We start from the raw sequence: 26322 nt of genomic DNA on the forward strand, positions 1-26322 counted from the left end.
TCAGCCCTGCGGCATCTGCGGGGCGTCGTCACGCGGGGTGGTGCCGGTGGCGGTGATGCCCTGGCTGCACAGCGCGGTCGGGCCCTCGATCGAGGCGTTGACCTTCAGCGTCTTGATGAACTCGTCGATCCGGCTGTCGTCGGCGTTGTCGACCTTGAGCTGGTAGCCCCACGCCTGGAGCGAGATCGGCTTGTCCAGCCCCTCGAACGGGCTGAGCATCAGCTTCTCCTTGCCCCGCACCTTGTCGGCGAGCTTCGTCACCTGGTCGGCCGGCAGGTCGGGGCGGTAGGTGATCCACACCGTGCCGTGCTCCAGGCTGTGCACCGCGTGCTCGTTGGCGATCTGGGCCGGGTAGACGTCGCCCATGCAGTTCTGCCAGGCCGCGTTGTGCGGGCCGGCCACCGGCGGCAGCACCGTGTAGGTGATGGGCCCCGCCTTGTGGTTACCGCCCGAGACGAGGTCCTTGTCCTTCTCGCGGTAGTTGACGATGCCCTCGATCGCGTCGGCCCGGTCCTCCCACGGCTTGGCGCCCTGGAACGTGGCCCAGGCGCCGTAGCCGATGATGGAGACAGCGAGCACACCCACGGCGACGAAGAGCGCGATCGGGCCCCAGGAGCGGCCCTGGCTCACCTTCACCGGGGCGATGGGCTTGCGGCCCTTGCCCCCGGCGCCGGGGCGGGTGCCGGTCGGCTTGCCGGACCCGGTCTTGGCGCCGGAGCCGGTCTTCGCGCCGCCGGACCCGGCCTTGGCGCCGGCGGCCGGCCGGCCCGCTGCCGGCTTCTTGCCGGTGCTGACCACGGACGGACGGCGCTCGGGGCTGCCACCCGGTGTGCTGATGCTCATCGTGCCTCGTCAGGTCGGTCGGTCAGGGGATCCGGCGGGCCGGTCCCACACACTGGGTCGCCGCCGCGGCTGCCGAGTCTACCCCCGATAACATGGATCGGTGACTCCCGCAGAACTCGCCGAGGTCGTCCTCTCCGCAGCCCACGCCGTCTTCACCGAGCGTGGCCTGGATCGCTCCGCTCTGCCGGAGCGGACGGTGGTCGAGCGACCCCGCAACCCCGAGCACGGCGACTACGCCTCGACGCTGGCCCTCCAGCTCAGCAAGAAGGTGGGCGTCGCGCCGCGCGAGCTGGCCACGGCCCTCGCCGACCAGCTCGGCCGGGCCCCGGGGGTCAAGTCCGTGGAGATCGCCGGTCCGGGCTTCCTCAACATCCGGCTCGACGCGGCCGCCGCCGGCCAGCTCGCCCGCGTGATCGTCGAGGCGGGCGAGGAGTACGGGCGCAGCGACCGGCTCGCCGGCCAGCGGATGAACCTGGAGTTCGTCTCGGCGAACCCGACCGGCCCGGTGCACATCGGCGGCGTCCGGTGGGCGGCCGTCGGCGACGCCCTGAGCCGGCTCCTGCGCGCCACCGGCGCCGAGGTCGGCACGGAGTACTACTTCAACGACGCGGGCTCCCAGATCGACCGGTTCGCCCGCTCCCTGCTCGCCGCCGCCAAGGGTGAGCCGGCCCCCGAGGACGGCTACGCCGGGGCGTACATCAACGAGATCGCCGACGCCGTGCGCGGCATCCGGCCCGACGTGCTGGAGCTGGACGACGCCGCCGCCCAGGAGGTCTTCCGGGTCGAGGGCGTGCAGCTCATGTTCGCCGAGATCAAGTCCTCGCTGCGCGGCTTCGGGGTCGAGTTCGACACCTACTTCAACGAGAAGGACCTGCACGACCGGGGCGAGCTGGACCTGGCGCTGCAGCGGCTGCGCGAGCAGGGCCGGGTGTTCGAGTCCGACGGCGCGACCTGGCTGCGCACCACCGACTTCGGCGACGACAAGGACCGGGTGCTGCGCAAGTCCAACGGCGAGTGGACCTACTTCGCCGCCGACTGCGCCTACTACCTGGACAAGCGGGAGCGGGGCTTCGACCGGGTCGTGATCATGCTGGGCGCCGACCACCACGGCTACATCGGCCGGATGAAGGCGATGGCCGCGTGCTTCGGCGACGACCCGGAGCGCAGCCTGGAGATCCTGATCGGCCAGCTGGTCAACCTGGTCCGTGACGGCGCGCCGGTCCGGATGAGCAAGCGGGCCGGCACCGTGGTGACCCTGGAGGACCTGGTCGACGCCATCGGCGTTGACGCCGCCCGCTACGCGCTGGCCCGCTACTCCAGCGACTCCCCGATCGACATCGACGTGGAGCTGTGGACCCGGGCCACCCGCGACAACCCGGTCTACTACGTGCAGTACGTGGCGGCCCGGACGGCCAGCGTGGGCCGCAACGCCGCCGAGGTGGGGCTGACCCGGGGCGACGCCGAGGCGTTCCGTCCGGAGCTGCTCGGCCACGAGAAGGAGAACGAGCTGCTCAAGGCGCTCGCCGAGTTCCCCGCCGTGGTGGCGGCGGCGGCCGAGCTGCGGGGCCCGCACCGGGTGGCCCGCTACCTGGAGGAGCTGGCCGGCGCCTACCACCGGTTCTACGACGAGCCGAGCTGCCGGATCCTGCCGCGCGGCGACGAGAAGGTCACCGACGGGCACCGGGCCCGGCTCTGGCTCAACGACGCGACCCGCACCGTGATCGCCAACGGCCTGCGCCTGCTCGGCGTCTCGGCCCCGGAAAGGATGTAGCTCGCCCATGCGAGCGCGAGGAGTGAGCTTGCGAGCCCCGCAGGCGCGAAGGGACGAGCGGTAATGCGTGCTCACGAGGCCGGTGCGCTGCACGGCGACATCGGCAGCCGGGGACCGGCGTGGCTGCGTACGCCGGTCGACGTCAACGCCCTGGTGCCGGCGCTGTGGCCGCGCAACGTGACGCGCGGCGGCGACGGCGTGCTGGCCGTGGCCGGGCTCGGCGTCCGCGACATCGCGGCCGAGTTCGGCACCCCGGTGTACGTCCTCGACGAGGACGACCTGCGCTCGCGCTGCCGCGACTTCCGCGACGCGTTCGACGGCGTCGACGTCTACTACGCCGGCAAGGCGTTCCTCTGCCGGGCCGTGGTCCGGATGATCGCCGAGGAGGGCCTGCACCTCGACGTGTGCACCGGGGGCGAGCTGGCCACCGCGCTGTCGGCCGGGATGCCGCCCGAGCGGATCGGCTTCCACGGCAACAACAAGTCGGTGGCCGAGCTGACCCGGGCGCTCGACGCCGGGGTCGGCCGGATCATCCTCGACTCGTTCGACGAGATCGACCGGCTCACCGCGCTGGCCCGCGAGCGGGGCGTGCGCCCCCGGGTGCTGATCCGGGTCACGGTCGGCGTCGAGGCGCACACCCACGAGTTCATCGCCACCGCCCACGAGGACCAGAAGTTCGGCTTCTCCCTCGCGGGCGGGGCGGCGGCCGAGGCGGCCTTCCGGGTGCTCGACGACGACGTGCTGGAGCTGCGCGGCCTGCACTCGCACATCGGCTCGCAGATCTTCGACGCCAGCGGCTTCGAGGTGTCCGCCCGCCGGGTGCTCGGCCTCCAGGGGCAGATCCGCGACGCGCGCGGGGTGCAGCTGCCCGAGCTGGACCTCGGCGGTGGCTTCGGCATCGCGTACACGACCCAGGACGATCCGGCCGCCCCGCAGGACCTGGCGAAGCGGCTGCGCCGGATCGTCGAGGCGGAGTGCGCCGCCGAGCGGCTGACGGTGCCGCACCTGTCGATCGAGCCGGGCCGGGCGATCGTGGGGCCGGCCGTGTTCACCCTCTACGAGGTCGGCACGGTCAAGGACGTGGATGGGATCCGGACGTACGTGAGCGTCGACGGCGGGATGAGCGACAACATCCGTACGGCCCTCTACGACGCGTCCTACTCCGCGACGCTGGCGTCCCGGGCGTCGGCCGCCGAGCCGATGCTCGCCCGCGTGGTGGGAAAGCATTGTGAGTCCGGGGACATCGTGGTGAAGGATGAATTCCTGCCCGCCGACGTGCAGCCCGGAGATCTTGTCGCGGTGCCCGGCACCGGTGCCTACTGCCGGAGCATGGCCAGCAACTACAACCACGTGCCCCGCCCCCCGGTCGTCGCCGTACGCGGCGGCGAGGCGCGGCTGATCGTCCGGCGGGAAACCGAAGAGGACCTGCTCGCATTGGATGTGGGATGACGTCACCTGTGCGCCTGGCGCTGCTCGGCTGCGGCACGGTCGGTAGCGAGGTGGTCCGGCTGCTGCACGAGCAGGCGGCCGACCTCGCCGCCCGGATCGGCGCTCCGCTGGAGATCGCCGGCATCGCCGTACGCCGTCTCGGCCGCGACCGGGGCGACCTGCCGGTCGACCCGACCCTGTTCACCACCGACGCGCTGGGGCTGATCAAGCGCGACGACGTGGACGTGGTCGTCGAGGTGGTCGGCGGCATCGAGCCGGCGCGGGGCTGGCTGGTGGAGGCGCTGCGGGCCGGCAAGAGCGTGGTCACGGCCAACAAGGCGCTGCTCGCCGAGGACGGCGCCGCCCTGCACGACGCGGCGGCCGAGGGCGGCGGCGACCTCTACTACGAGGCGTCCGTCGCGGGGGCGATCCCGCTGCTGCGCCCGCTGCGCGAGTCGCTGCACGGCGACCGGATCAACCAGGTCACGGGCATCGTCAACGGCACCACCAACTTCATCCTCTCCGCCATGGACGCCACCGGCGCCGGCTTCGCCGAGGCGCTGGAGGAGGCGACCGAGCTGGGCTACGCCGAGGCCGACCCGACCGCCGACGTGGAGGGCTTCGACGCGGCGGCGAAGGCGGCCATCCTCGCCTCGCTGGCGTTCCACACCCGGGTGGGCGCGGCCGACGTGCACCGGGAGGGCATCACCGAGGTCACCGCCGCCGACATGGCCAGCGCCAAGGCGATGGGGTGCACGATCAAGCTGCTCTGCATCGCCGCCCGGGGCACCGACGCCGCCGGCCGGGAGACGGTCAGCGTGCGGGTGCACCCGGCGATGATCCCGCTGAGCCACCCGCTGGCCAGCGTCGGCGACGCGTTCAACGCCGTCTTCGTCGAGGCCGAGGCGGCCGGGCCGCTGATGTTCTACGGCCGGGGCGCGGGCGGCGCGCCGACCGCCAGCGCGGTGCTGGGCGACGTCGTGGCGGTCTCCCGCAACCGGCTCGCCGGGGTGCGGTCGGCCAGCGAGAGCGCGTACGCCGACCTGCCCGTGCGGCCGATGGGGGAGGCGCTGACCCGCTACCACATCAGCCTCGACGTGGCCGACCGGCCGGGCGTGCTGGCGGCGGTCGCGGGCGTGTTCGCCCGGCACGACGTGTCGATCGCCACCGTGCGGCAGGGCCCCGCGGGCGGCGGCGCGGCCGGCCGGGGCGACGACGCCGACCTGGTCATCGTCACCCACGTCGCGCCGGACGCGGCGCTCGCCGCCACCGTGCGCGAGCTGCGCGGGCTGGACATCGTCCGCTCGGTGGCGAGCGTGCTGCGCGTCGAGGGCGGGCTCTGACCGGCTGACCCACAGCCTCGGCGGGGCGGGCGCCTGCGCGTCTCGCCTGGTGGTTAACTGCGGGTGCGCCGGCGGCGACCCGGCGACGCTGGTCCAGGCTGGAGGCGTACCCGGCGCGGGGCGGGACGTCTTAGAGGCGAGGGAGAACGACATGTGGCGGGGCCTGATCGACGCGTACCGGGACCGGCTGCCGGTCACCGACGCCACCCCGGTCGTGACCCTGCACGAGGGGAACACCCCGCTGCTGCCCGCGCCGGTGCTCTCCGCCCGGCTCGGCTGTGACGTGTACCTCAAGGTGGAGGGCGCCAACCCGACCGGCTCGTTCAAGGACCGGGGGATGACGCTCGCGGTCTCCAAGGCGGTCGAGGCCGGCAACAAGGCGATCATCTGCGCCTCCACCGGCAACACCAGCGCCTCCGCGGCGGCGTACGCGGCCCGTGCCGGCCTGACCTGCGCGGTGCTCGTGCCGCAGGGCAAGATCGCGCTGGGCAAGCTGGCCCAGGCGCTCGTGCACGGGGCGAAGCTGCTCCAGGTGCAGGGCAACTTCGACGACTGCCTGTCGCTGGCCGCCAAGCTCGCCCAAGACTACCCGGTCGCCCTGGTCAACTCGGTCAACATCGACCGGCTGCACGGCCAGAAGACGGCCGCGTTCGAGATCGTCGAGGCGCTGGGCGAGGCCCCCGACATCCACTGCCTGCCGGTCGGCAACGCCGGGAACGTCTCCGCCTACTGGCTGGGCTACTCGGAGGAACTGCGGGACGGCAACGCCACCCGCGCCCCGAAGATGTACGGCTTCCAGGCCGCCGGCGCCGCCCCGATCGTCAGCGGCGAGGTGGTCCGCGAGCCCTCCACGATCGCCACCGCCATCCGGATCGGCAACCCGGCGAGCTGGACCAGGGCGCTGGACGCCCGGGACTCCTCGGGGGGCCTGATCGCCGCCGTCACCGACCGGGAGATCCTGGCCGCGTACCGGCTGCTGGCCCGCGAGGTCGGGGTCTTCGTCGAGCTGGGCAGCGCGGCCAGCGTGGCCGGCCTGCTCCAGCAGGCCGCCGCCGGTCGGGTCCCGGCCGGCTCGACGGTGGTCTGCACGGTCACCGGCCACGGCCTGAAGGACCCGGAGTGGGCGATCTCCACCGCGCCCGTGCCCATCACCATCGCCAACGACCCCCTGGTCGCCGCCCGCTGTCTCGACCTGGCCTGAGCCTGCGGGACGTGGCCTGAGCCACCACCGCCGCAGCCGGTCATCCGCGCCGCGGCGGGTCTGGCTGCGGCGGCGGGCTGGCTGCGGCGCGGTGGCGCGAGTCCTGTGCATCGGACCGGGGGCAGGGGCCGACCGGGGTCGGTCGGGCACGGTGGGGGAGAATTCGTACCCCCGCCAATCGCCTTTTCAGGAGTGAGTCACGCCGATGTCGCTGCTCGCCAGATTCAGCCTCGCCAACCGAGGGCTGATCGCCCTCGTCGCGGTGGTGACCACGCTGTTCGGGGCGTTCGCCGTACCGTCCCTGAAGCAGCAGCTCCTGCCGTCGCTGGAGTTCCCCGCCGCGTTCATCGTGGCGGTCTACCCCGGCGCCGGTCCCGAGGTGGTCGAGTCGCAGGTCACCGAGCCCATCGAGAACGCCCTCCAGGGCATCCCCGGGCTGGACCAGGTCACCTCGACCTCCCGCGAGGGATCCGCGACCGTCCAGGTCCAGTACGAGTTCGGCATCGACCTGGACGACGTCGTCAACAAGATGCAGACCGCGCTCAACCGGATCGACGCGCAGTTGCCGGAGGGGGTCGATCCGCAGGTCATCGCGGGCAGCACCGACGACCTGCCGGCCGTGGTGCTCGCCGCCTCCGGCGGTGACGACCAGCGCGTCCTCGCGGAGAAGCTGCGCGCCACGGTGGTGCCGGAGCTGGAGGCGATCGAGGGGGTCCGTACGGTCGACCTGACCGGCGCGCGCGACGACGTCGTGGTGGTCACCCCCGACCCGGCCAAGCTGGCGGCGGCGAAGCTCCAGCCGGCCGCCCTCGGCGCGGCGTTGAAGACCAACGGCGTGACGGTGCCGGCCGGCGCGGTGACCGACGGCACCCGCGCGCTGCCGGTGCAGGTCGGCACCCGGCTCGTCACCCTGGACGACCTGCGTGGCGTCGTGGTGGCGCCGGCGACGGGCCGGGGGACGGTCCCGGTCCGCCTCGGCGACGTGGCCACCGTCGAGCAGCAGCTCGCCCCGGCCACGGCGATCACCCGTACGAACGGCAAGGACAGCCTGGGCATCATGGTCACGGCCTCCCCGGACGGCAACGCCGTGGAGATCTCCCACGAGATCCGGGACCGGCTCGCCGACCTGCGGGGCACCTCCGGCGCCGAGCTGACGGTCGTCTTCGACCAGGCGCCGTTCGTCGAGAAGTCGATCGAGAGCCTGACCACCGAGGGCCTGCTGGGCCTGGTCATGGCCGTCGTGGTCATCCTGGTCTTCCTGCTGTCGGTGCGTTCCACCGTGGTCACCGCGGTCTCCATCCCGCTGTCGGTGATGGTCGCCCTGATCGCGCTCTGGATCGGCGACTACTCGCTCAACCTGCTCACCCTCGGCGCGCTCACCATCGCGGTCGGCCGGGTGGTCGACGACTCGATCGTCGTGCTGGAGAACATCAAGAGACACCTGGAGTACGGCGAGCCGAAGCGGGAGGCGATCCTCACCGCCGTCCGCGAGGTGGCCGGTGCGGTGACCGCGTCCACCCTCACCACCGTGGCGGTCTTCGCGCCGATCGCGCTGGTGGGGGGCTTCGTCGGGCAGCTCTTCGCGCCGTTCGCGATCACCGTCACGGTGGCCCTGCTCGCCTCGCTGCTGGTCTCGCTGACCGTCATCCCGGTGCTCGCGTACTGGTTCCTGAAGCCCCCCGCCGGTGCGCCGGACGACGCCGTGGTGCGCCGGGAGGCGGAGGAGAAGGAGCTGCGCAACCCGTTGCAGCGGGCGTACCTGCCGGTGATCGGGTTCGCGACCCGTAAGCGGGGCACCCGGTGGATCACGCTGGGGCTCGGCATGCTCGTCCTGCTCGGCACCTTCGGCCTGTCGAGCCAACTCGAGACGAACTTCATCGACGACTCCGGGCAGGACACCCTGAGCATCACGCAGGAGCTGCCGGCGGGCACCGGGCTGGCCGGCACCGACGCGGCGGCCCGCCAGGTCGAGGCGGTGCTGGAGCGTACCGAGGACGTCGAGACGTACCAGGTGACGGCAGGCGGCGGGGAAAACCCGTTCGGCGGTGGCGGCAACAACCTCGCCACCTGGTCGCTGACCCTCGGCGGCGGGACCGACGCCAAGCAGATGCGGGAGAAGCTGCGCCGGGAGTTCGACGCGCTCGGCCCGGGCGTCGGTGAGGTCAGCTTCGGCGCCGGTCAGGGCGGCGCGGCGGCCAACCAGATCGAGGTGGTCGTGCAGGGCACCGACCCGGAGGCGCTGACCCGGGCCGCCGAGGAGGTCCGCTCGGCGATGGACGGGCTGGCGGGCGTCGAGGACGTCACCACCAGCCTCGCCACGCGGGTCCCGCGCGTCGAGGTAACCGTCGACCGGGTCGCCGCCGGCCGGGTCGGGCTCACCGAGGCCGCCGTGGGCCAGCTGGTGGCCCAGGCGTTCCGGGGCTCGCCCCTGGGGCAGGTCACGCTCGGCGACGGGCAGCGCGACGTGGTGCTGCGGTTCGCCGGCAAGCCGCCGATGACGGTGGCGGAGCTGCGCGCCATGCCGGTCGGGCCGGTGAAGCTCGACGACATCGCCGAGGTCGCCCAGACCGAGGGACCGCAGCAGGTGAGCCGGATCGACGGCGAGCGCAGCGTCTCCGTCACCGGTACGGCCACCGGCTCGAACCTCGGCGCCATCACGCAGGAGTTGCAGAAGAAGCTGGACGCCATCGACGTGCAGGGGGCGAGCTTCGAGATCGGTGGGGTCAGCGCGGACCAGGAGGAGGCCTTCGCCGATCTGGGCCTGGCCGTGCTCGCCGCCATCGCGATCGTCTTCCTGATCATGGTGGCGACGTTCCGGAGCCTGGTCCAGGCGCTGATCCTGCTGATCTCCATCCCGTTCGCGGCGACCGGCGCGATCGGCCTGCTGCTGGCCACCGGCACCCCGATGGGTGTGCCGGCGCTGATCGGCGTGCTCATGCTGGTCGGCATCGTGGTGACCAACGCGATCGTGCTGCTGGATCTGGTCAACCAGTACCGGGCCCAGGGCATGGGGGTGCAGGAGGCGGTGGTCGAGGGCGGCCGGCGCCGGCTGCGGCCGATCCTGATGACCGCCGTAGCCACCATCTTCGCCCTGTTGCCGATGGCCCTCGGCCTCACCGGGGAGGGCGGCTTCATCTCCAAGCCGCTGGCCATCGTGGTGATCGGCGGCCTGCTCAGCTCGACGCTGCTCACCCTGATCCTGGTGCCGACGCTCTACGCGATGGCGGAGAACACCAAGGAGTCGTTCCGGTCCCGGCGGGCCCGCCGGTCCGGCGGGGCGGCCCCGGCCGACCGGGAGGGTGACGGCGAGCCGACCGTAGGCGGTGAGCCCGCCGCCGAGCCGGTCCCGGTGGCGGCCACGCCTGCCCCGTCCAGCGCCGGCGCGGAGGCCGCCGACGCCGAGGCGTCCCGGCCCACGCCGTCGGGCGCGCTGGTGGACGGCACCGACCAGTTCGAGGTGCTGCGGCTGCCGAAGAGCCGCCAGTCCCCGCTGCCACCGACCGAGTAGCGACGCGTCCGCGAACGCCCCCGACGGGTACTGCCCGCCGGGGGCGTTCGCGTTGTGGACAGGTACCCGCCGTCCGGCGGGCCCGCGGTACGCCGCCCGGTAGGGTGCCGGACGTGCCGTCCACCGTCTCGGTTCTCGTCCGAAACCGGAGCTTCCGCAATCTCTTCCTCGCCGAGCTGGTGGTCTTCGGCGCCGACTGGTTCGTCATGGTGCCGCTGCTGGTGCTGTTGCCGGAGCTGACCGGCAGCGGTGTGTGGGGCGCGTTGGTGCTCGCCGTGGACACCGGAATCGTGGCGTTGCTGCTGCCGTACACGGGCACCGTGGCCGACCGGTTCGACCGGCGCAAGATCATGATCGTGTCGAACGTGGCGGCCCTGCTCGGCGTACTGCTGCTGCTCGGGGTGCGCAGCGCCGGGACCGCCTGGTTGGCGATGGTCGGCATCGGGGTGGTGGCCGTCGCGAAGGCCTTCTACTCGCCGGCGGCCCAGGCGGCGCTGCCCAACGTGCTCGACCCCGACGAACTGGCCGCCGGCAACGCCGTCGCGGGTTCGGCCTGGGGCACCATGACCGTCGTCGGCGCCTCCCTGGGCGGCGTGTTGAGCGCCGCCGTCGGCCCGTACGCCTGCTTCTGGGTGGCGGCGGTGGGCCTGGTGGCCGCCGCGGGCCTGGCCGCGTTCATCCGCCGGCCGTTGCAGGCGCACCGCGACGCGGACCTGCCGGCGCAGCGGACCTGGCCGGCGATCCGCGAGGCCCTCGGCTACATCGCGCACCGGCCGAGGGTGCTGGCGCTGGTCACCGTGAAGTCGGCGGTCGGCCTCGGCAACGGCGTGCTGACGGTGTTCCCGCTGCTCGCGGCGGTGTACGGCGTGGGTCCTGTCGGCGCCGGGCTGCTCTTCGCGGTCCGTGGGGCGGGGGCGCTCGTCGGGCCGATCCTGATGCGCCGGGTGCTCACCAACCGGGCCTGGCTGCTGCCCGGGCTGGCGCTGTCCATGTCCCTCTACGGGCTGGCCTACCTCGGCACCTCGGTCGCCCGCTGGTTTCCGTTGGTGCTGGCCCTGGTCTTCGTCGCCCACTTCGCGGGCGGCAGCAACTGGGTGATGTCGAACTTCGCCCTTCAGGGCGAGGTGCCGGACCGGCTGCGGGGCCGCATCTTCGCCACCGACATGATGCTGGCGACCCTCGCCATCTCCGTCAGCCAGCTCGCGGTTGCCGCCGTGGTGGACACGGTGGACGAGCGGGTGGTGCTGGCCAGCTGCGGTCTCGTCACGGTGCTCTACGCGGTCGGCTGGCGGATCGCCACCCGCCGGCTCTCGCTCACGGAGCCGGCCGGGCAGCCGGCCCCGAGCGCCGCCTCCTGACCGGCCCGCCCGTCAGGGCTGGTCCGTCCCGGTGCCCGTCGGCGCGTCCGGCACGGAGCGCTCGTCCCGCTGCGCCGGCACGTCGGCGCCGCCCGCCGGCCGCCATCCCGGGCCGGTCGCCGGGGCCGACCAACCGTTCGACACGGGCGCGCCGCCGCCGAGGGGCCCGGCCTGTGCGGCGCCGCCGAAGGGCCCGGCCGCCGCGCCGCCGGGCCGCCGCCCGGCCAGCAGCGCCGCGATCAGCAGACCCAACCCGAGCGCGTACGCCAGGGCCAGCAACCCGCTGTTGGCCAGGTTCACCAGCTGGAAGTTCGACCGCCCCCAGTCGGAGGTGAACACGCGGGGCAGCAGCACGATCCAGGCGGTGCTGAGCACCTCGCCGAGCAGCAGCACCCCGAGCCCGAACAACGCCAGCAACCGGGGCCCACGGGTCAGTCGTCGCCCGGCCGCCGCGGCCAGTACGAGGCCGGCCAGCAGCACGAGCACCGTGGGCATCCTGAAGGCGATCGTCGTCGCCACGTATTCGAAGTTGTGCATCCCTGCCTCCGCCCGCCGTAGGTCGGGACAGGCTAACGGAACGGTGGGCCACCCACGAGCGTGCTGCACGCCGGTCCGGCCCGTCCCATCCGGCGGACGGAGACCCGTCTCGTCGGTACGCGGCCCTACCATGAGCCGGTGCCGACGAACTTCACCTCCGGCCCGGTCCGGGTCCGTGTCCCCGCCACCAGCGCCAATCTGGGGCCGGGGTTCGACGCCCTGGGGCTCGCCCTGTCGCTCCACGACGACGTGGCCGCCGAGGTGACGGCGGAGGGAGTCACGGTGACCGTGGCCGGGCAGGGAGCCGGCGAGTTGCCGACCGACGACCGGCACCTGGTCGTACGCGCCATGCGGGCGGCGTTCGACGTGCTGGGCGGGCAGCCGCCCGGGTTGGCGGTGGAGTGCGTCAACCGCATCCCGCAGGCCCGTGGGCTGGGTTCCTCGTCCGCGGCGATCGTCGCCGGCGTGCTGCTGGCCCGCGCGCTGGTCACCGACGGGGCGGCCCGCCTCGACGACGACGCCGCGCTGCGCCTCGCCGCCGACATCGAGGGTCATCCCGACAACGTGGCCCCGTGCCTGCTCGGCGGTTTCACCCTGGCCTGGACGGAACCGTCCGGAGCCCGGGCGGTGTCGCTGCCGGTCGCCGACGGCGTACGACCGACGGTCTTCGTGCCGGAGGAGCGCGGTCTGACGGCGACGGCGCGGGCCGCGCTGCCGGCCACCGTGCCCCACGGCGACGCCGCGCTCAACGCCGGCCGGGCCGCCCTGCTGGTGCACGCGCTGACCGCCGAGCCGGGGCTGCTGCTGCCCGCCACGGTCGACCGGCTGCACCAGGACTACCGCGCCGACGGCATGCCGGGCAGCGCGGAGCTGGTGAAAGTGCTGCGTGAGGCCGGTGTGGCCGCTGTGGTCAGCGGTGCGGGCCCGACCGTGCTGGCCCTGACGGAGCCACCTGAGGGCTTCGCCATCGGAACAGGATGGCAGGTCTGGCGGTTGGATCCAGACGGGCGCGGAGCACAGGTTGCCCGGGGTAGACTGGGACACGCAGAGCGGGACCCTGTTGCCGCAGGTCGGAAGAGTTGATTACGCTCTAGACTTAGCACAGCCGCGAAGCATGCGATCTCCCTGCGGGTCGGCGCACCCCCGAAGCTGTCGGCGGTCAGCCCGTCACCCCTGCCTAGGCCCACGCCGCACCGCAGTCTCCACAGGTCGCCGCAGGCGGCGAGACCTGCTCACCGACGTTTGGTGAGTCGGGAAACCGACCGGCTGCTGTGTCACAGACTCCCGCGACGCGTCCATGCGAGGCGGGTGCACCGAGGCCGCCCGGCCACCTTGTTTTTCGACTCCGGGCAGTCCCGGCCTATCGAGGGAAGGAATCCATTGAGCGACACCACCGACGTGACGTCGGATGTTTCCAACGTCGCTGGCGATGCCACCACCGCTGCGGCCCCTGCCCGTCGTCGGCGTAGCGGCACCGGCCTGTCAGCGATGCTGCTGCCGGAGCTGCAGAGCCTGGCCGCCTCGCTCGGCATCTCGGGCACGGCCCGCATGCGCAAGGGCGAGCTGATCAGCGCCATCTCCGAGCGGCAGGGCGGCGGCGCCGCCGGGACCCCTCGACCGCGGGCCGAGGTCGCGGCCACCGCCGCTGCCGCTCCTGCCCGTGAGGAGGCGCCCGCCGAGGCCCGGGGCGCCACGGAGCGGCAGGCGCCCGAGCGGCGCGCCGCGGAGCAGGCTCCGGCGGAGCCGGCGGCGGTCGAGGCCGAGCCGCGCCCCCGGACCAGGCGCAGCCGCGCCGCCACCGCCGAGGCGCGGGCCGCGGAGGCCCGTCCGGCGGAGGCCCCTGCGGCGGAGACGCGTACGGGCGAGGCCGAGGCCGGCGAGCGCGCCGACCGGGGCGAGGGCCGTGGCCGTGAGCGCGGCGACCGTGCTGAGCGTGCCGAGCGCGCCGAGCGGGCCGACCGTGCCGAGCGCGGTGAGCGTGCCGAGCGCGGTGAGCGTGCCGAGCGCGGTGAGCGTGCCGAGCGGGGCGAGCGTGCCGAGCGGGGCGAGCGTGCCGAGCGCGGCGACCGCGCCGAGCGGGGTGACCGTGCTGACCGCAACGAGCGCGCCGATCGCGGCGACCGTAACGACCGCAACGAGCGGGGCGAGCGTGCCGAGCGTGGTGACCGCGACCGCAACGAGCGTGGTGACCGGGGCCAGCGCGTCGAGCGTGACAACGACGGTGACGACGACGAGGGCGGCGGCCGGCGCGGCCGGCGCAGCCGTTTCCGGGACCGCCGCCGTGGCCGCGGCGACCGCGCCGAGGGCGGCGACGGCGGGCGGGACGGCGGGCGCGAGCCGCAGGTCGGCGAGGACGACGTGCTCGTCCCCGTGGCCGGCATCATCGACGTGCTCGACAACTACGCGTTCGTCCGGACCACCGGCTACCTGGCCGGCCCGAACGACGTCTACGTCTCCATGTCCCAGATCAAGAAGTACGGTCTGCGGCGCGGCGACGCCATCACCGGTGCGGTGCGCGCCTCGCGCGACGGCGAGCAGCGGCGGGACAAGTACAACCCGCTGGTGCGGCTGGACACCATCAACGGGATGGAGCCGGACGAGGCGAAGCGCCGGCCGGAGTTCTACAAGCTCACGCCGCTCTATCCGCAGGAGCGGCTGCGGCTGGAGACCGAGCCGCACATCCTCACCACCCGGGTCATCGACCTGGTCATGCCGCTCGGCAAGGGCCAGCGCGCGCTGATCGTGTCGCCGCCGAAGGCGGGTAAGACGATGGTGCTCCAGGCCATCGCGAACGCGATCACGCACAACAACCCGGAGTGCCACCTGATGGTGGTGCTGGTCGACGAGCGGCCCGAAGAGGTCACCGACATGCAGCGGTCGGTGAAGGGTGAGGTCATCGCGGCGACGTTCGACCGTCCGCCGCAGGACCACACCACCGTGGCCGAGCTGGCGATCGAGCGGGCGAAGCGCCTGGTCGAGCTGGGCCACGACGTGGTCGTACTGCTCGACTCGGTGACCCGCCTCGGTCGGTCGTACAACCTGGCGGCGCCGGCCAGCGGCCGGATCATGTCGGGTGGTATCGACTCCACCGCGCTCTACCCGCCGAAGCGCTTCCTGGGCGCGGCCCGCAACATCGAGAACGGCGGCTCGCTGACCATCCTCGCCACCGCGCTGGTGGAGACCGGATCCATGGCGGACACGGTCATCTTCGAGGAGTTCAAGGGCACCGGCAACGCGGAGCTGAAGCTGGACCGGAAGATCGCTGACAAGCGCATCTTCCCGGCCATCGACATCCACCCGTCCGGCACGCGCAAGGAGGAGATCCTGCTCGCGCCGGAGGAGCTGGCCATCATCCACAAGCTCCGGAAGGTCCTGCACTCGCTGGACTCGCAGGCGGCGCTGGACCTGCTGCTGGACAAGCTCAAGCAGACCCGCACCAACATCGAGTTCCTGATGCAGATCGCCAAGTCGACGCCGGGGGAGTGACCTCCGCCGGGTGAGACGATCGGGAAGGGCACGGCCACGCGGTCGTGCCCTTCCCGCTTCTCCGACCCCGCTCTGGCGATGCGCTGGGGCCGACCGACCTCCACCATCCGGGCACGTCCCGCGTCGCGGGCACCTTCCATGTCGCCGGCCCATGGTGCGCCGCCAGCCCGTTTCGCTCCGCCGGCACATCCACGTCGCCGGCTCACTTCGCGCCGCCGGCTCATTCCGCGCCGTTGTGCCGAGCCCGCCTCCCTGTCCCGCGCAACCGGCTACGGTGTGTCACCGATGTTCGCTACGCCTCCGATGTCACTCTTCGTGACGTGATTCGGGCGCGCGCAAGGTCCCTCTGTCGATCTCGTCGCTACCGAAGCTTTCTGAACAGGCATTTCTTCGTGGGGCCTGATCCCGCCGCCCAGTTCCCCCCGGCGCCCTTTGCTCTGCAGCCACGTGCGCACCACTTACCCAACGTGTCCGTTGCGGATATGGCTGCAGAGCAAAGGGGACGGAGCGAGGAGATGGGGTAGGTCGGCGACACACGGGCGCCGTAACCGTGTGTAGATGCGGGTGGCGCCTGGATGCGGCGCGAAACCCGACACGGAGCCCGGCGTGTATCCCGACGTGGAGCCCGGCGCGCCCGCCGCGAATCCCGAACGGGGGCACCCGTCGGCGCGAGCCCGCATCGGTGCGGGGCGGGGAACGGGCGGAGTTTTCCTTCGCTTTGGCCGGCAGCTATTGAAACTTCTATTCACCGTCCGGTTGACTGTCGCCCATGCGTACCCGCAGACGATCCGCCCGGCTCGCAGGCGTCCTGCTGCTGACGCCGCTGCTCACCATGGCCGGCACCTTGCCGGCGACCGCCGGTGCGCCCGCCCCGGCCACCGACCCCTCCCTGACCGCCGCCGAGGACGCACCCCGTGCCTCCTCGTACTCCACGGGCTCCGTGACGCTCGCCGGCGACCCGGCCGCGAGCACGTCCGCCGCCACGGCCGCTACCGGCGTGGAGCCGGCCGGCGGGCTGGAGACCGCGAAGACCACCCGCCCGGTCGCCCCGGGCCTCGAACTGACCTCCTTCGACCGGTACGACGCCGACGGGTGGCTGCGCGCGGACGCGCTCACCGCCGACCTCGCCGGCGGGCTCACCGTGGACTACGTCAACTCCGGCGCGGTCAGCCGGGCGGAACCGTTGCGCGGGGCCGTCGACGCCGCTCGGGCGGTCGCCGCCGTGAACGGCGACTTCTTCGACATCAACAACTCCGGCGCCGCCCAGGGTGTGGGCATCCGCAACGGCCAGCTGGTCCAGTCCGCGGTCAGCGGGCACCGCAACGCCGTCGCGATCACCACCGAGGGGCTCGGCCGGGTCATCGAGGTGAACTTCGACGGCACCGCGACGCTGCCCACCGGTCCGGTGACGTTGACCCAGTTCAACAACATGATCCAGGCGAACGGCATCGGTGTGTTCACCGCGCTCTGGGGGTCGTACACCCGGGAGCGCGCGGTCACCGGCGCCAACCGCGTCACGGAGGTCACGGTGGTCGACGGCCGCGTCGCCACCGTCGGCGGCACGGCCGGAAGCGGGCCGATCCCGGCCGGCACCACCGTGCTGCTCGGTCGCGACGCCGGTGCGGACGCCCTCGCCGGTCTGCGCCCCGGCGACTCCGTGACGGTCGCCTACCAGCCCAAGCCGGCCGACGGCAGCGCGCTGCACGCGGCGATCGGCGGCAGCCACGTGCTGGTCCGCGACGGCGTGGTGCAGAGCATCGCCGACCCGTCGCTGGCCCCGCGCACGGCGGTCGGCTTCTCCGCCGACGGCCGCCGGATGATCATGTTGACGGTGGACGGCCGGCAGGTCGACAGCCGTGGCGTCACCCTGACCGAGATGGGTCGCATGATGGCCGAACTCGGCGCGCACCACGCGCTCAACCTCGACGGCGGCGGCTCCTCGACGCTGCTCGCCCGGGAGCCGGGCGCGGCGGCCGTGCAGGTGGAGAACAGCCCGTCCGACGGCAGCGAGCGCGCCGTGCCCAACGGCCTGGCCATCTTCGCGCCCGAGGGCAGCGGCCGGCTCGCCGGGTACTGGCTGGAGACCGCCAGCGACCCGACCACCGCCCCCGGCGTCGCGCCGGTACGCGGCGGCCGTCCCGACCGCGTCTTCCCCGGCCTGACCCGGCGGCTCACCGCCGCCGGCTACGACGAGACGTACGGCCCGGCGGCCGGCGCGCCGACGTGGCGGGCCAACCCGGCGGTGCACGGCGTCGTCGACAGCAAGGGCCGCTTCCGCGCCCTGTTGCCCGGGAAGACCACGGTCACCGCCTCGCGGGACGAGGCCCGTGGCACCCTCGACCTGACCGTGCTGGGGCCGCTGGCCCGCATCGACTCCACGGTGGACAGGGTCGGCCTGACGGGCGCGCAGGGCAGCGCGCTGTTCGGCGTGGTCGGCTACGACGCCGAGGGCAACACCGCCCCCATCGAGCCGGACGACCTGAAGCTCGACTACGACAAGGACCTGCTGAAGATCGCCCCGACGGCCGACGGCAACCTCGCCGTCACCGCGCTGCGGGACACCGGCTCGGCGCTGGTCACCGTCCACGTCGGCCTGAACAGCACCGTCCTGCCGGTCACCGTCGGGCTGACCGACGTGCCGGTGGCCACCTTCGACGACGCGGCGGCCTGGAAGTTCAGCCAGGCACGCGCCAGCGGCGCCGTCGCGCCCGCGCCGGGCCGCACCGGCACGGGCCTGAAGATGACGTACGACTTCAGCCAGTCCACCGGCACCCGGGCCGCGTACGCGGACCCGCCCGCCTGGATCGAGGTGCCCGGCCAGCCGCAGGCGTTCGGCATGTGGATCCACGGCAACGGCACGGGGGAGTGGCCCAGCCTGCACCTGCACGACGCGCAGGACACCCAGCACGTCCTGCGCGGCCCGCTGATCACCTGGACGGGCTGGAAGTACGTCGAGTTGGCCGTGCCCGCCGGGGTGCAGTACCCGGTGCGGATCCGCCGGTTCTACGTGGCGGAGACCAACGCCGCCGCCCAGTACCGCAGCGAGGTGGTCATCGACGACCTGGTGGCGAAGGTGCCGCCGACGGTCGACGTGCCGGCCGAGAAGCCGCGTACCGACCGGGTGGTGCTGCGCGACGGCACGGTGGACGGTGCGCCCTGGCGCTTCGCCGTCATGTCCGACGCGCAGTTTGTCGCGGCGAACCCGGACAGTGACCTGGTCGCCCAGGCCCGCCGTACGCTCCGCGAGGTCAAGGCCGCGAAGCCGGACTTCCTGGTGATCAACGGCGACTTCGTGGACACCGCGTACCCGGCCGACTTCGCGCTGGCCAAGCGGATCCTGGACGAGGAGTTGGGCGGGGACCTGCCCTACTACTACGTGCCCGGCAACCACGAGATCATGGGCGCCCCGATCGCCAACTTCCGGGCCGCCTTCGGCGCCACCGAGCGGACCTTCGACCACAGGGGCACCCGGTTCGTCACGCTGAACTCGTCGACCGGCTCCCTGCGCGGCGGCGGCTTCGACCAGGTGCGGATGCTGCGCGAGGCGCTCGACTCGGCGGCCGGCGACCCGGCCGTCGGCTCGGTGGTCGTGCTGCACCACCACCCGCCGCGCGACCCGAGCCCGGCCAAGGCCAGCCAGCTCGGTGACCGGAAGGAGGCGGCGCTGCTGGAGCAGTGGCTGGCCGACTTCCAGCACCGCACCGGCAAGGGCGCGGCCTTCGTCGGCGGGCACGTCGGCACCTTCCACGCCGACCGGGTCGACGGGGTGCCGTACCTGATCAACGGCAACGCGGGCAAGAACCCCTCCACCCCCGCCGACCAGGGCGGCTTCACCGGGTGGACGGAGTTCGGGGTGGACCCGGTGACCTCGGCCGAGGCGGAGCTGGCCCGCATCAACCCCTTCGTCGAGGGCCCGCGCTGGGTCGCCGCCGAGACCCACGCGCACGTCGACGCGCTCACGCTGACCGCCCCGGCCAGCGTCGCGGTCGGCGCCCCGGCGACGGTCGCCGCCGCGGTGACCCAGCCCGGCGGGCGTACGGTGCCGGTGGCGGCGCCGGTGAGCGCGGACTGGTCCGCCTCGCCGAACGTGCACGTCGGCTCGATCCTCGGGCTGCGGCCCTGGCACGTGGCCTACTTCGACCCGGCCACCGGCAAGCTCACCGCCCTGCGTTCCGGCGCGCAGGTCAAGCTGGCCGTGGCGGTCAACGGCGCGCACGCCGAGGCGACGGTCACCCTGGCGGCAGCCGCCGCGGCTCCCGCCGCCTGACACCGCCGCCCCGAGGCCCGTACCGGTTGCCGGTGCGGGCCTCGGTGGTGAGCGGTGCCGACCGGGTCGACCGGTGCCGACCTCAGAAGTCGCCCTCGGCGACCTGGAAGACGGTGAGGCCGAGGGCGCGCCACATCCGCACCACCTGCTGCCGGTCGTCGAAGACGCCGACCACCCGGTAGCGGCCGGCGATCTCGCGTTCGTAGATCTCCCGCTTGACCACGGAGTCCTTCCGGCTGTCGCCGACGGCGCGCAGGTGCAGGCCGAGGTAGGGGATCCGGACGTGCCGGGCCAGCCACGCCTCGGTGGCGGCGCGGGCGGTGGCGTCCCGGCCCGAGCAGAACACCACCCCGTACCCGGCGGCGTGCATCGCCCGGACCGCCGCGATCACCGCCGGGTTCGGCTCGTCCTCGGCGACTCGGGTCATGTCGTACGGGCTGCGCGAGACGGTCAGCGCGACCGTGCCGTCGATGTCGACCAGGACGATCTCCGGCGGCTCGGCCGACGGGGCGTGCACCGTGGCGGGCCGCCCCGGCCGGGCCTGCGGCACGGGCAGCGGCAGCGTACGACCCTCGAGGTAGCGCTCGTGCAGCCGGCGGATCCACGCCTCGCCGACCCGGTCGGCCTCGGGGCGGGCGGCGTCGCGGCGCAGGCACTCCGCCAGCGGCACGTCGGTGAAGTCGTGCACCTCGAACTCGGCACCGTGCCGGGCGGCCAGGTCGGCCCAGTCGCGCAGGGTCCGCGACCGCAGGTTGGTGTCGTCGACGCAGACGTCGGCCCGGGCCCGCAGCAGCGCCTCGACCTGGGCCCGCTGCACGACGGTGACCTGCCACTCCGCCCGCTGGGTGAACAGCCGCTCGCCGTGCAGCATCCGGCGCAGGTCGTCCCGGTTGACCCGGACCACGGACGGCTGGAGCGTACGGGCGAACGTGGTCTTGCCGGAGGCGGGCAGTCCCCGGGTGGCGATCAGGCGGGCCATCGGCTCCTCCGTGTCGTTACGTCCTCAGCGTTCCCCGTCGCCTCCGGCACCGTGCCACGCGCGGGGCACGACCGGGCGGCGGCCGTACCGGGGTGAATGCCCGGCGGCGGGCCGGGAATGCGGCAGGTACGGCGCGCGTTGTCGATGCCGGACCAGCCGTGCGGCCCGACTGCCGGGGCGGCGCGCGCCCATGGCACACTGGTCAATCGGCCACCGGTTCCGGTTCACGCCCGAGCCCGTCGTACCCGCGACGGACACCGACGGCGACCCGGCGACCACCCACGAGAGGACCGAGGCGAGATGAAGTCCAACATCCACCCGGAGTACGTGACCACCGAGGTCAGCTGCTCCTGCGGCAACACGTTCACCACCCGCAGCACCGCCAAGGGTGGCTCGATCCACGTCGAGACCTGCAGCGCCTGCCACCCGTTCTACACCGGCAAGCAGCGCGTCCTGGACACCGCGGGCCGGGTGGCGAAGTTCCAGCAGAAGTACGCCAAGGTTCAGGCGAAGAAGGCCAAGTAGCTCCTCGTTCGGCGCCCGCGTCCGGTTTCGTGCCGGGCGCGGGCGCCGTCCGTGTTGCCCCTGACACCGCCCTCGTCGCCGAAGGAGCCTCCCCCGCATGAGCAGCGAGCGTCTGGCCGCCCTCCTCGACGAGTACGCCGAGTTGGAGAAGCGGCTGGCGGATCCGGCCATCCACGCCGACCAGGGCACCGCCCGCCGGGTCGGCCGCCGGTACGCCGAGCTGGTTCCGCTGCACAAGGCGGCCGGGGAGCTGGAGCAGGCCCGCGCCGACCTCGCCGCCGCCCGGGAGTTGGCCGCCGAGGACGCGTCCTTCGCCGCCGAGGCGGAGTCGATCGCGGGGGCGCTGCCGGCGCTGGAGCAGCGGCTGGCGGAGCTGCTGATCCCGCGCGACCCGCACGACGCCAAGGACGTGATCGTCGAGATCAAGGCGGGTGAGGGCGGCGAGGAGTCCGCCCTGTTCGCCGGTGACCTGCTGCGGATGTACACCCGCTACGCCGAGCGGCGCGGCTGGCTCACGGAGGTGCTCGACGCCCAGGACTCGGACCTGGGCGGGGTGAAGGACGTCTCGCTGGCGATCAAGGCCAAGGGCGTGCCGGAGGGCGGCAACGGCGTCTGGTCGCGGCTCAAGTGGGAGGGCGGCGTGCACCGGGTGCAGCGCGTACCGGTCACCGAGTCGCAGGGCCGCATCCACACGAGCGCCGCCGGCGTGCTGGTGCTGCCCGAGGCCGAGGACGTCGACGTCACCATCGACCAGAACGAGCTGCGGATCGACGTGTTCCGCTCGTCGGGGCCGGGTGGGCAGTCGGTCAACACCACCGACTCGGCGGTACGCATCACGCACGTACCGACCGGCATCGTGGTCTCCTGCCAGAACGAGAAGTCCCAGTTGCAGAACCGGGAGCAGGCGATGCGGATCCTGCGTGCCCGACTGCTGGCGGCGGCCCAGGAGCAGGCCGACGCGGCCGCCTCGGACGCCCGCAAGGCGCAGGTGCGCACCGTGGACCGCTCCGAGCGGATCCGCACCTACAACTTCCCGCAGAACCGGATCACCGACCACCGGATCGGCTACACCGCGTACAACCTGGACCTGGCGCTCGCGGGCGACCTGGACGGGGTCCTCGACGCCCTCGCGGAGGCCGACCGTGCCGCCCGCCTCGCCGGCGACACCGAGCTGACCCGCCGCTGACCCCGCACGGGGTCAGGACGCGGGTGGGCGGTGCTTCGCGCGCAGCATCTCGCGGTCGGCGGCCTCGAAGGCGGCGCCGAGGGCGTCGCGCAGGCCGGGCCCGGCGGCGCCCACCTCGGCGAAGCCGACGCTGACCCCGACCGGGGTGCCGGGCACCAGCGACTCCCAGTCCTCGGTGCGCACCGCGGCGTCGATCCGGCGGCCCACCTCGGCCGCCTCGGCCATCCCGGCGCCGGGGAGCACCACCACGAACTCGTCCCCGCCGTAGCGGGCCACGAAGTCGCCCCGGCGCATCACCCGGTTGATCACCCCGGCGACGCGCTGGAGCACCAGGTCGCCGGAGTGGTGCCCGTGCCGTGTGTTGACGGCCTTGAAGCCGTCCAGGTCGCAGACGCCGATCACCACCCGGTCGCCCTGGGCGACGACGGTGGCGATGTAGCGCTCCAACCGCCGCCGGTTGGGCAGCCCGGTCAGCGGGTCGGTCAGCGCCTCGCCCTCGAAGCGGGCCGCCTCGCGGCGCATCTCCTCGTGGTCGATGCGGGCGGCGATGCCGTCGATGTAGACGTCGCGGAGCCGGTCGTTGCGCTGGGCGGCCAGCCGGAACGCCAGCCGGTCGGCCCGGTGCGCCCCGGCGTGGTCGCCGGCGCGGGCCAGGGCGATGCTGCGTAGCCGGGCCGGTTCGGCCGCGCCCAGCGTCTCGGTGGAGACCACGACGGTGTCCAGCCGGGTGACGGCCTCGATCGGCCGTGCCTCGGCGACCGCCAGGCAGACCTGGCCGAGCTGGCGCATGTCGCGGGCGCGGGCGCTGTCGCCGCCGTGGCCGAGCAGCCGGGCCGGGGCGGCGTCCGTGTCGACGTCCAGCCGGTCGCCGAGGGCGGAGCGCCGGGCGGCGGCGTAGCCGTACGCGGCGAGGCTGCTCGGGCGCAGTCTCCCGGCCCGCCCGCTGCGCAGGAAGCGGTCGAGGTCGGCGGCGACGTCCCGCAGCACCCGCAGGCAGCCGTCGCTGTCGCCGTTGTGGTCCAGCGCCACGGCGTTGCGCAGCCGGATGCCGGGGGCGGCGAAGGTCTCCTCGGGGATGCCGGCGGTGCCGCCGAGCTGCCGGGCGCGCTCGATCGCGCCGAGGGCGTAGCCGTGGAAGCTGAGGTACGAGTAGGCCATCGCCAGGTCGTGCCAGCCCCAGGCGGTGTCGCGGTCGGGGTCCTCCACGGCGCCCAGCGCCCGCGCGGCCTTCACCAGGTGGGTGACGCAGCGGTCCAGCGCGCCCTGGTGGTGCGCGGCGAGGGCGGCCAGCGCGTTGAGGTGCCCGAGCAGGTAGGGCTCGGCGAGGTCGCGGACGGCGGTGGAGGCCTCCTCGACGGCCCGGGTGTACTCCGCCGTACGCCCCAGGTTGATCACGGCGCAGAGGCGCTGCACCAGGGCGTCGGCCCGCGCGTACGGGTCGGTGGTGGTGGCGACGACCCGGTCGAGGATCGCGTACGCCTCGGCGGACCGGCTGGTCTCCTGGAGGGTGCGCGCCCGCGTCAGGGCGTCAACCTGGTCGGTGACCCGGTCGAGCCAACCCACCGCGACCTCCTGTCGGTGTGCGTCCGGACGCATCCGCTCGTGATGTCCAGCGCGACGCCCCATGATTATCTCGTGACCACAGTGCCGCAACACCCGTCCGAAGGGACGAGACGGCAACGCCCTTCCGTGGCCCTGGCCCGCGCGTCCCGCACCCTCGCCGACGCCGGGATCGCCTCGGCGCGGGCCGAGGCGGAACAGTTGGCCGCGTACGTGCTGGCGGTGCCCCGGGGGCGGCTGGCGCTGGCCGACGACCTCACCGCCGAGCAGCTCGCCCGGTTCGACGAGCTGGTCGCGCGGCGGGCCGGACGGGAACCGTTGCAGCACCTCACGGGCAGCGCCGGCTTCCGGCACCTGGAGCTGGCCGTCGGGCCGGGCGTCTTCGTGCCCCGGCCGGAGACCGAGCTGCTCGCCGGCTGGGGGATCGACCAGGGTCGGCGGATGGGCGCCGGGCTGGTGGTGGACCTGTGCAGCGGCTCGGGGGCGATCGCCCTCTCGGTCGCCCAGGAGCTGCCGGCCGCCCGGGTGGTCGCGGTGGAACGGTCGGCGGCGGCGCTGCCCTGGCTGCGGCGCAACGCGGCGGACCGGGCCGCCGCGGGGGACCGGCCGATCGAGGTGGTGGCGGCGGACGTCACCGCCGCCGACCTGCTCGCCGACCTGGTGGGCCGGGTCGACGTGCTGCTCTGCAACCCGCCGTACGTGCCGTCGGACGTCGCCGTACCGCCGGAGGTCGGCCGGCACGACCCGGCGAACGCGGTCTTCGGCGGCGCGGACGGACTGGCGGTGATCCGCCCGGTGATCGCCCGGGCGGCGGCGCTGCTGCGCCCGGGCGGGGTGCTCGGCATCGAGCACGACGACTCGCACGGCACGGCGGTGCCCGACCTGCTCGCCGGGGACGGGCGGTTCGAGGCGGTCGCCGACCATCCGGACCTGACCGGGCGGCCCCGCTTCGCGACCGCGTCCCGTCGGTCGGACGGCCGGCACGCCGCCACCGGCGCGACGTGGCAGACTGACTCCTCGTGATGCTCTACGACTGCCGGTCGCCCGCCGACCGGGACCGCGGCATCGCCGCCGCCATTGAAGCCGTCAAGAACGGCGAGCTGGTCGTGCTGCCGACCGACACGGTCTACGGGATCGGGGCGGACGCGTTCACCCCGTACGCGGTCAAGGCGCTGATGGACGCCAAGGGCGGCCCTCAGGCACCGCCGCCCGTGCTGATCGGCTCCCGGCACGCCCTCGACGGCCTGGTCTACTCGCTGCCCCAGACGGCCCGGGACCTCGTCGAGGCGTTCTGGCCGGGGGCGCTGACGATCATCGTGGCGCACGCGCCCAGCCTGCGCTGGGACATCGGCGACGTCTCGGGGACGGTGGCGGTACGGATGCCGCTGCACCCGGTGGCGCTGGAGGTGCTGCGCGAGACGGGTCCGATGACGGTCGCCTCGGCCAACAAGACCGGCCAGCCGGCGGCCCTCACCGCCGAGGGGGCCCGCGACCAGCTCGCCTACTCGGTGCGGGCCTATCTGGAGGCGGGGCCCTGCCCGGATCCGGTGCCGAGCACCATCGTGGACCTGACCGGCGAGGTGCCCCGCGTCCTGCGCCAGGGCGCCGTCGGGCTGGAGAAGCTCCGCGACGTGGTGCCCGACATCCTCGCCGACCAGGGGGTCTGAGTGCCTCCGTTCACCGTGCTGCACGTGTGCATGGGCAACATCTGCCGGTCCCCGATGGCCGAGCGGCTGCTGGCCCTCGCCGTCCGCGAACGGTTGGCCCGCCGCGACGTCGACCCGGAGCGTGCCGACGAGCTGCTGCACAGCCACAGCGCCGGCACCGGCGGCTGGCACGCCGGCGAGGAGATGAACCCGCCGGCGTCGCGCCAGGTGCTCTCCCGGGGCGGCAGCGTGGCCGGCTTCGCCGCGCGCAAGCTGCGTTCGGACCACATCGACGCCGCCGACCTCGTGCTCACCGCCACCGCCGACCAGCAGGAGTACGTGGTGGCGCTGCGCCCCGACGCCGCGGCGCGCACGTTCGTGCTGGGCGAGTTCGGCCGGCTGCTCGCCGGGGTGGACGCCGCCGGGCTGCCGCCGGCCGAGGCGACCCCCGAGGCGGTGTACGCGCGCGGCGTGGCCGTGGTGGCGGCCGCCCACGCCGCCCGCCTGGGCACCACCTCGCTGCCCACCGACGATCTCGACGACCCGTGGGGGCGCGGCGACCAGTGCTTCGGCCGGGTCGCCGACGAGATCGAGGAGACCGTGCACCCCCTCGCCGCCGCGCTCCTGCCGTAACCCACCCGAGGTACCCCCGCGCGTGAGCTTCCTGCGGGTTTGGGGGAAAAG

The 26322-nt window shown here is 73.7% G+C and carries 18 protein-coding genes; 14 read left to right on the forward strand and 4 right to left on the reverse strand.

Annotated features, from left to right (window positions below):
- A complete protein-coding gene (locus tag ACGFIR_RS20130) occupies positions 1-843 on the reverse strand; it encodes a DUF3105 domain-containing protein (protein WP_392998975.1) in 843 nt (280 codons plus the stop codon).
- Between the two features lie 100 nt (positions 844-943).
- Here ACGFIR_RS20130 and argS point away from each other — a divergent pair, with 100 nt between their 5' ends.
- The 6 genes from argS (at position 944) to ACGFIR_RS20160 (ending at position 11452) form a co-directional block, all read left to right on the forward strand.
- Entirely contained in the window at positions 944-2614 is a 1671-nt protein-coding gene (gene argS, locus ACGFIR_RS20135) for an arginine--tRNA ligase (RefSeq protein ID WP_393146419.1), read from the forward strand.
- Between the two features lie 63 nt (positions 2615-2677).
- Entirely contained in the window at positions 2678-4063 is a 1386-nt protein-coding gene (lysA, locus tag ACGFIR_RS20140) for a diaminopimelate decarboxylase (protein ID WP_392998979.1), read from the forward strand.
- Between the two features lie 8 nt (positions 4064-4071).
- The gene (locus ACGFIR_RS20145) at positions 4072-5385 is read left to right on the forward strand and encodes a homoserine dehydrogenase (RefSeq protein WP_392999434.1); all 1314 of its coding nucleotides are present in this window, start codon (positions 4072-4074) and stop codon (positions 5383-5385) included.
- Positions 5386-5536: 151 nt separating this feature from the next.
- Complete coding sequence (gene thrC, locus ACGFIR_RS20150; protein WP_392998981.1) at positions 5537-6586, forward strand: threonine synthase; 1050 nt, start codon at positions 5537-5539, stop codon at positions 6584-6586.
- A 205-nt stretch (positions 6587-6791) separates the two neighbouring features.
- The gene (locus tag ACGFIR_RS20155) at positions 6792-10094 is read left to right on the forward strand and encodes an efflux RND transporter permease subunit (RefSeq protein WP_393146421.1); all 3303 of its coding nucleotides are present in this window, start codon (positions 6792-6794) and stop codon (positions 10092-10094) included.
- 113 nt (positions 10095-10207) lie between these two features.
- Complete coding sequence (locus ACGFIR_RS20160; protein WP_393146423.1) at positions 10208-11452, forward strand: MFS transporter; 1245 nt, start codon at positions 10208-10210, stop codon at positions 11450-11452.
- Between the two features lie 12 nt (positions 11453-11464).
- Here ACGFIR_RS20160 and ACGFIR_RS20165 read toward each other — a convergent pair whose 3' ends face one another.
- A complete protein-coding gene (locus ACGFIR_RS20165; protein ID WP_393146425.1) occupies positions 11465-11989 on the reverse strand; it encodes a hypothetical protein in 525 nt (174 codons plus the stop codon).
- Positions 11990-12127: 138 nt separating this feature from the next.
- Here ACGFIR_RS20165 and thrB point away from each other — a divergent pair, with 138 nt between their 5' ends.
- The 3 genes from thrB (at position 12128) to ACGFIR_RS20180 (ending at position 19742) form a co-directional block, all read left to right on the forward strand.
- Entirely contained in the window at positions 12128-13072 is a 945-nt protein-coding gene (gene thrB, locus ACGFIR_RS20170) for a homoserine kinase (RefSeq protein WP_393146427.1), read from the forward strand.
- 297 nt (positions 13073-13369) lie between these two features.
- The gene (gene rho, locus ACGFIR_RS20175) at positions 13370-15475 is read left to right on the forward strand and encodes a transcription termination factor Rho (protein WP_393146429.1); all 2106 of its coding nucleotides are present in this window, start codon (positions 13370-13372) and stop codon (positions 15473-15475) included.
- A gap of 769 nt (positions 15476-16244) precedes the next feature.
- Positions 16245-19742, forward strand: a complete 3498-nt coding sequence (locus ACGFIR_RS20180; protein WP_393146432.1) for a phosphodiester glycosidase family protein — start codon at positions 16245-16247, stop codon at positions 19740-19742.
- An 82-nt stretch (positions 19743-19824) separates the two neighbouring features.
- On the opposite strand, the gene ACGFIR_RS20185 is transcribed toward ACGFIR_RS20180, so the two are convergent.
- The gene (locus tag ACGFIR_RS20185; RefSeq protein ID WP_393146434.1) at positions 19825-20721 is read right to left on the reverse strand and encodes an AAA family ATPase; all 897 of its coding nucleotides are present in this window, start codon (positions 20719-20721) and stop codon (positions 19825-19827) included.
- A gap of 300 nt (positions 20722-21021) precedes the next feature.
- On the opposite strand from ACGFIR_RS20185, the gene rpmE reads away from it, so the two are divergent.
- Complete coding sequence (gene rpmE / locus ACGFIR_RS20190; protein ID WP_088998650.1) at positions 21022-21246, forward strand: 50S ribosomal protein L31; 225 nt, start codon at positions 21022-21024, stop codon at positions 21244-21246.
- Positions 21247-21343: 97 nt separating this feature from the next.
- Positions 21344-22432: a peptide chain release factor 1 gene (prfA, locus tag ACGFIR_RS20195; RefSeq protein WP_392998997.1), complete on the forward strand. Its 1089-nt coding sequence runs from the start codon at positions 21344-21346 to the stop codon at positions 22430-22432.
- 12 nt (positions 22433-22444) lie between these two features.
- Here the strand turns inward: prfA and ACGFIR_RS20200 are convergent, their stop codons facing one another.
- Positions 22445-23995: a GGDEF domain-containing protein gene (locus ACGFIR_RS20200; RefSeq protein WP_392999436.1), complete on the reverse strand. Its 1551-nt coding sequence runs from the start codon at positions 23993-23995 to the stop codon at positions 22445-22447.
- Between the two features lie 81 nt (positions 23996-24076).
- On the opposite strand from ACGFIR_RS20200, the gene prmC reads away from it, so the two are divergent.
- Genes prmC through ACGFIR_RS20215 form a run of 3 tightly spaced genes read left to right on the forward strand, consistent with a single transcriptional unit; the run spans position 24077 to position 26271 of the window.
- A complete protein-coding gene (gene prmC, locus ACGFIR_RS20205) occupies positions 24077-25015 on the forward strand; it encodes a peptide chain release factor N(5)-glutamine methyltransferase (RefSeq protein WP_392999438.1) in 939 nt (312 codons plus the stop codon).
- A complete protein-coding gene (locus ACGFIR_RS20210) occupies positions 25015-25659 on the forward strand; it encodes an L-threonylcarbamoyladenylate synthase (protein WP_392999440.1) in 645 nt (214 codons plus the stop codon). Before prmC ends, ACGFIR_RS20210 begins: the two co-directional genes overlap by 1 nt.
- Positions 25660-26271 (forward strand): phosphotyrosine protein phosphatase, encoded by a 612-nt coding sequence (locus ACGFIR_RS20215; protein WP_392998999.1) that lies wholly within the window; start codon positions 25660-25662, stop codon positions 26269-26271.
- Positions 26272-26322 lie beyond the last annotated feature (51 nt).

Origin of the sequence: Micromonospora sp. NPDC049051 (genome assembly GCF_043197575.1) — a bacterium.
In the GTDB taxonomy this organism is placed as follows: domain Bacteria; phylum Actinomycetota; class Actinomycetes; order Mycobacteriales; family Micromonosporaceae; genus Micromonospora.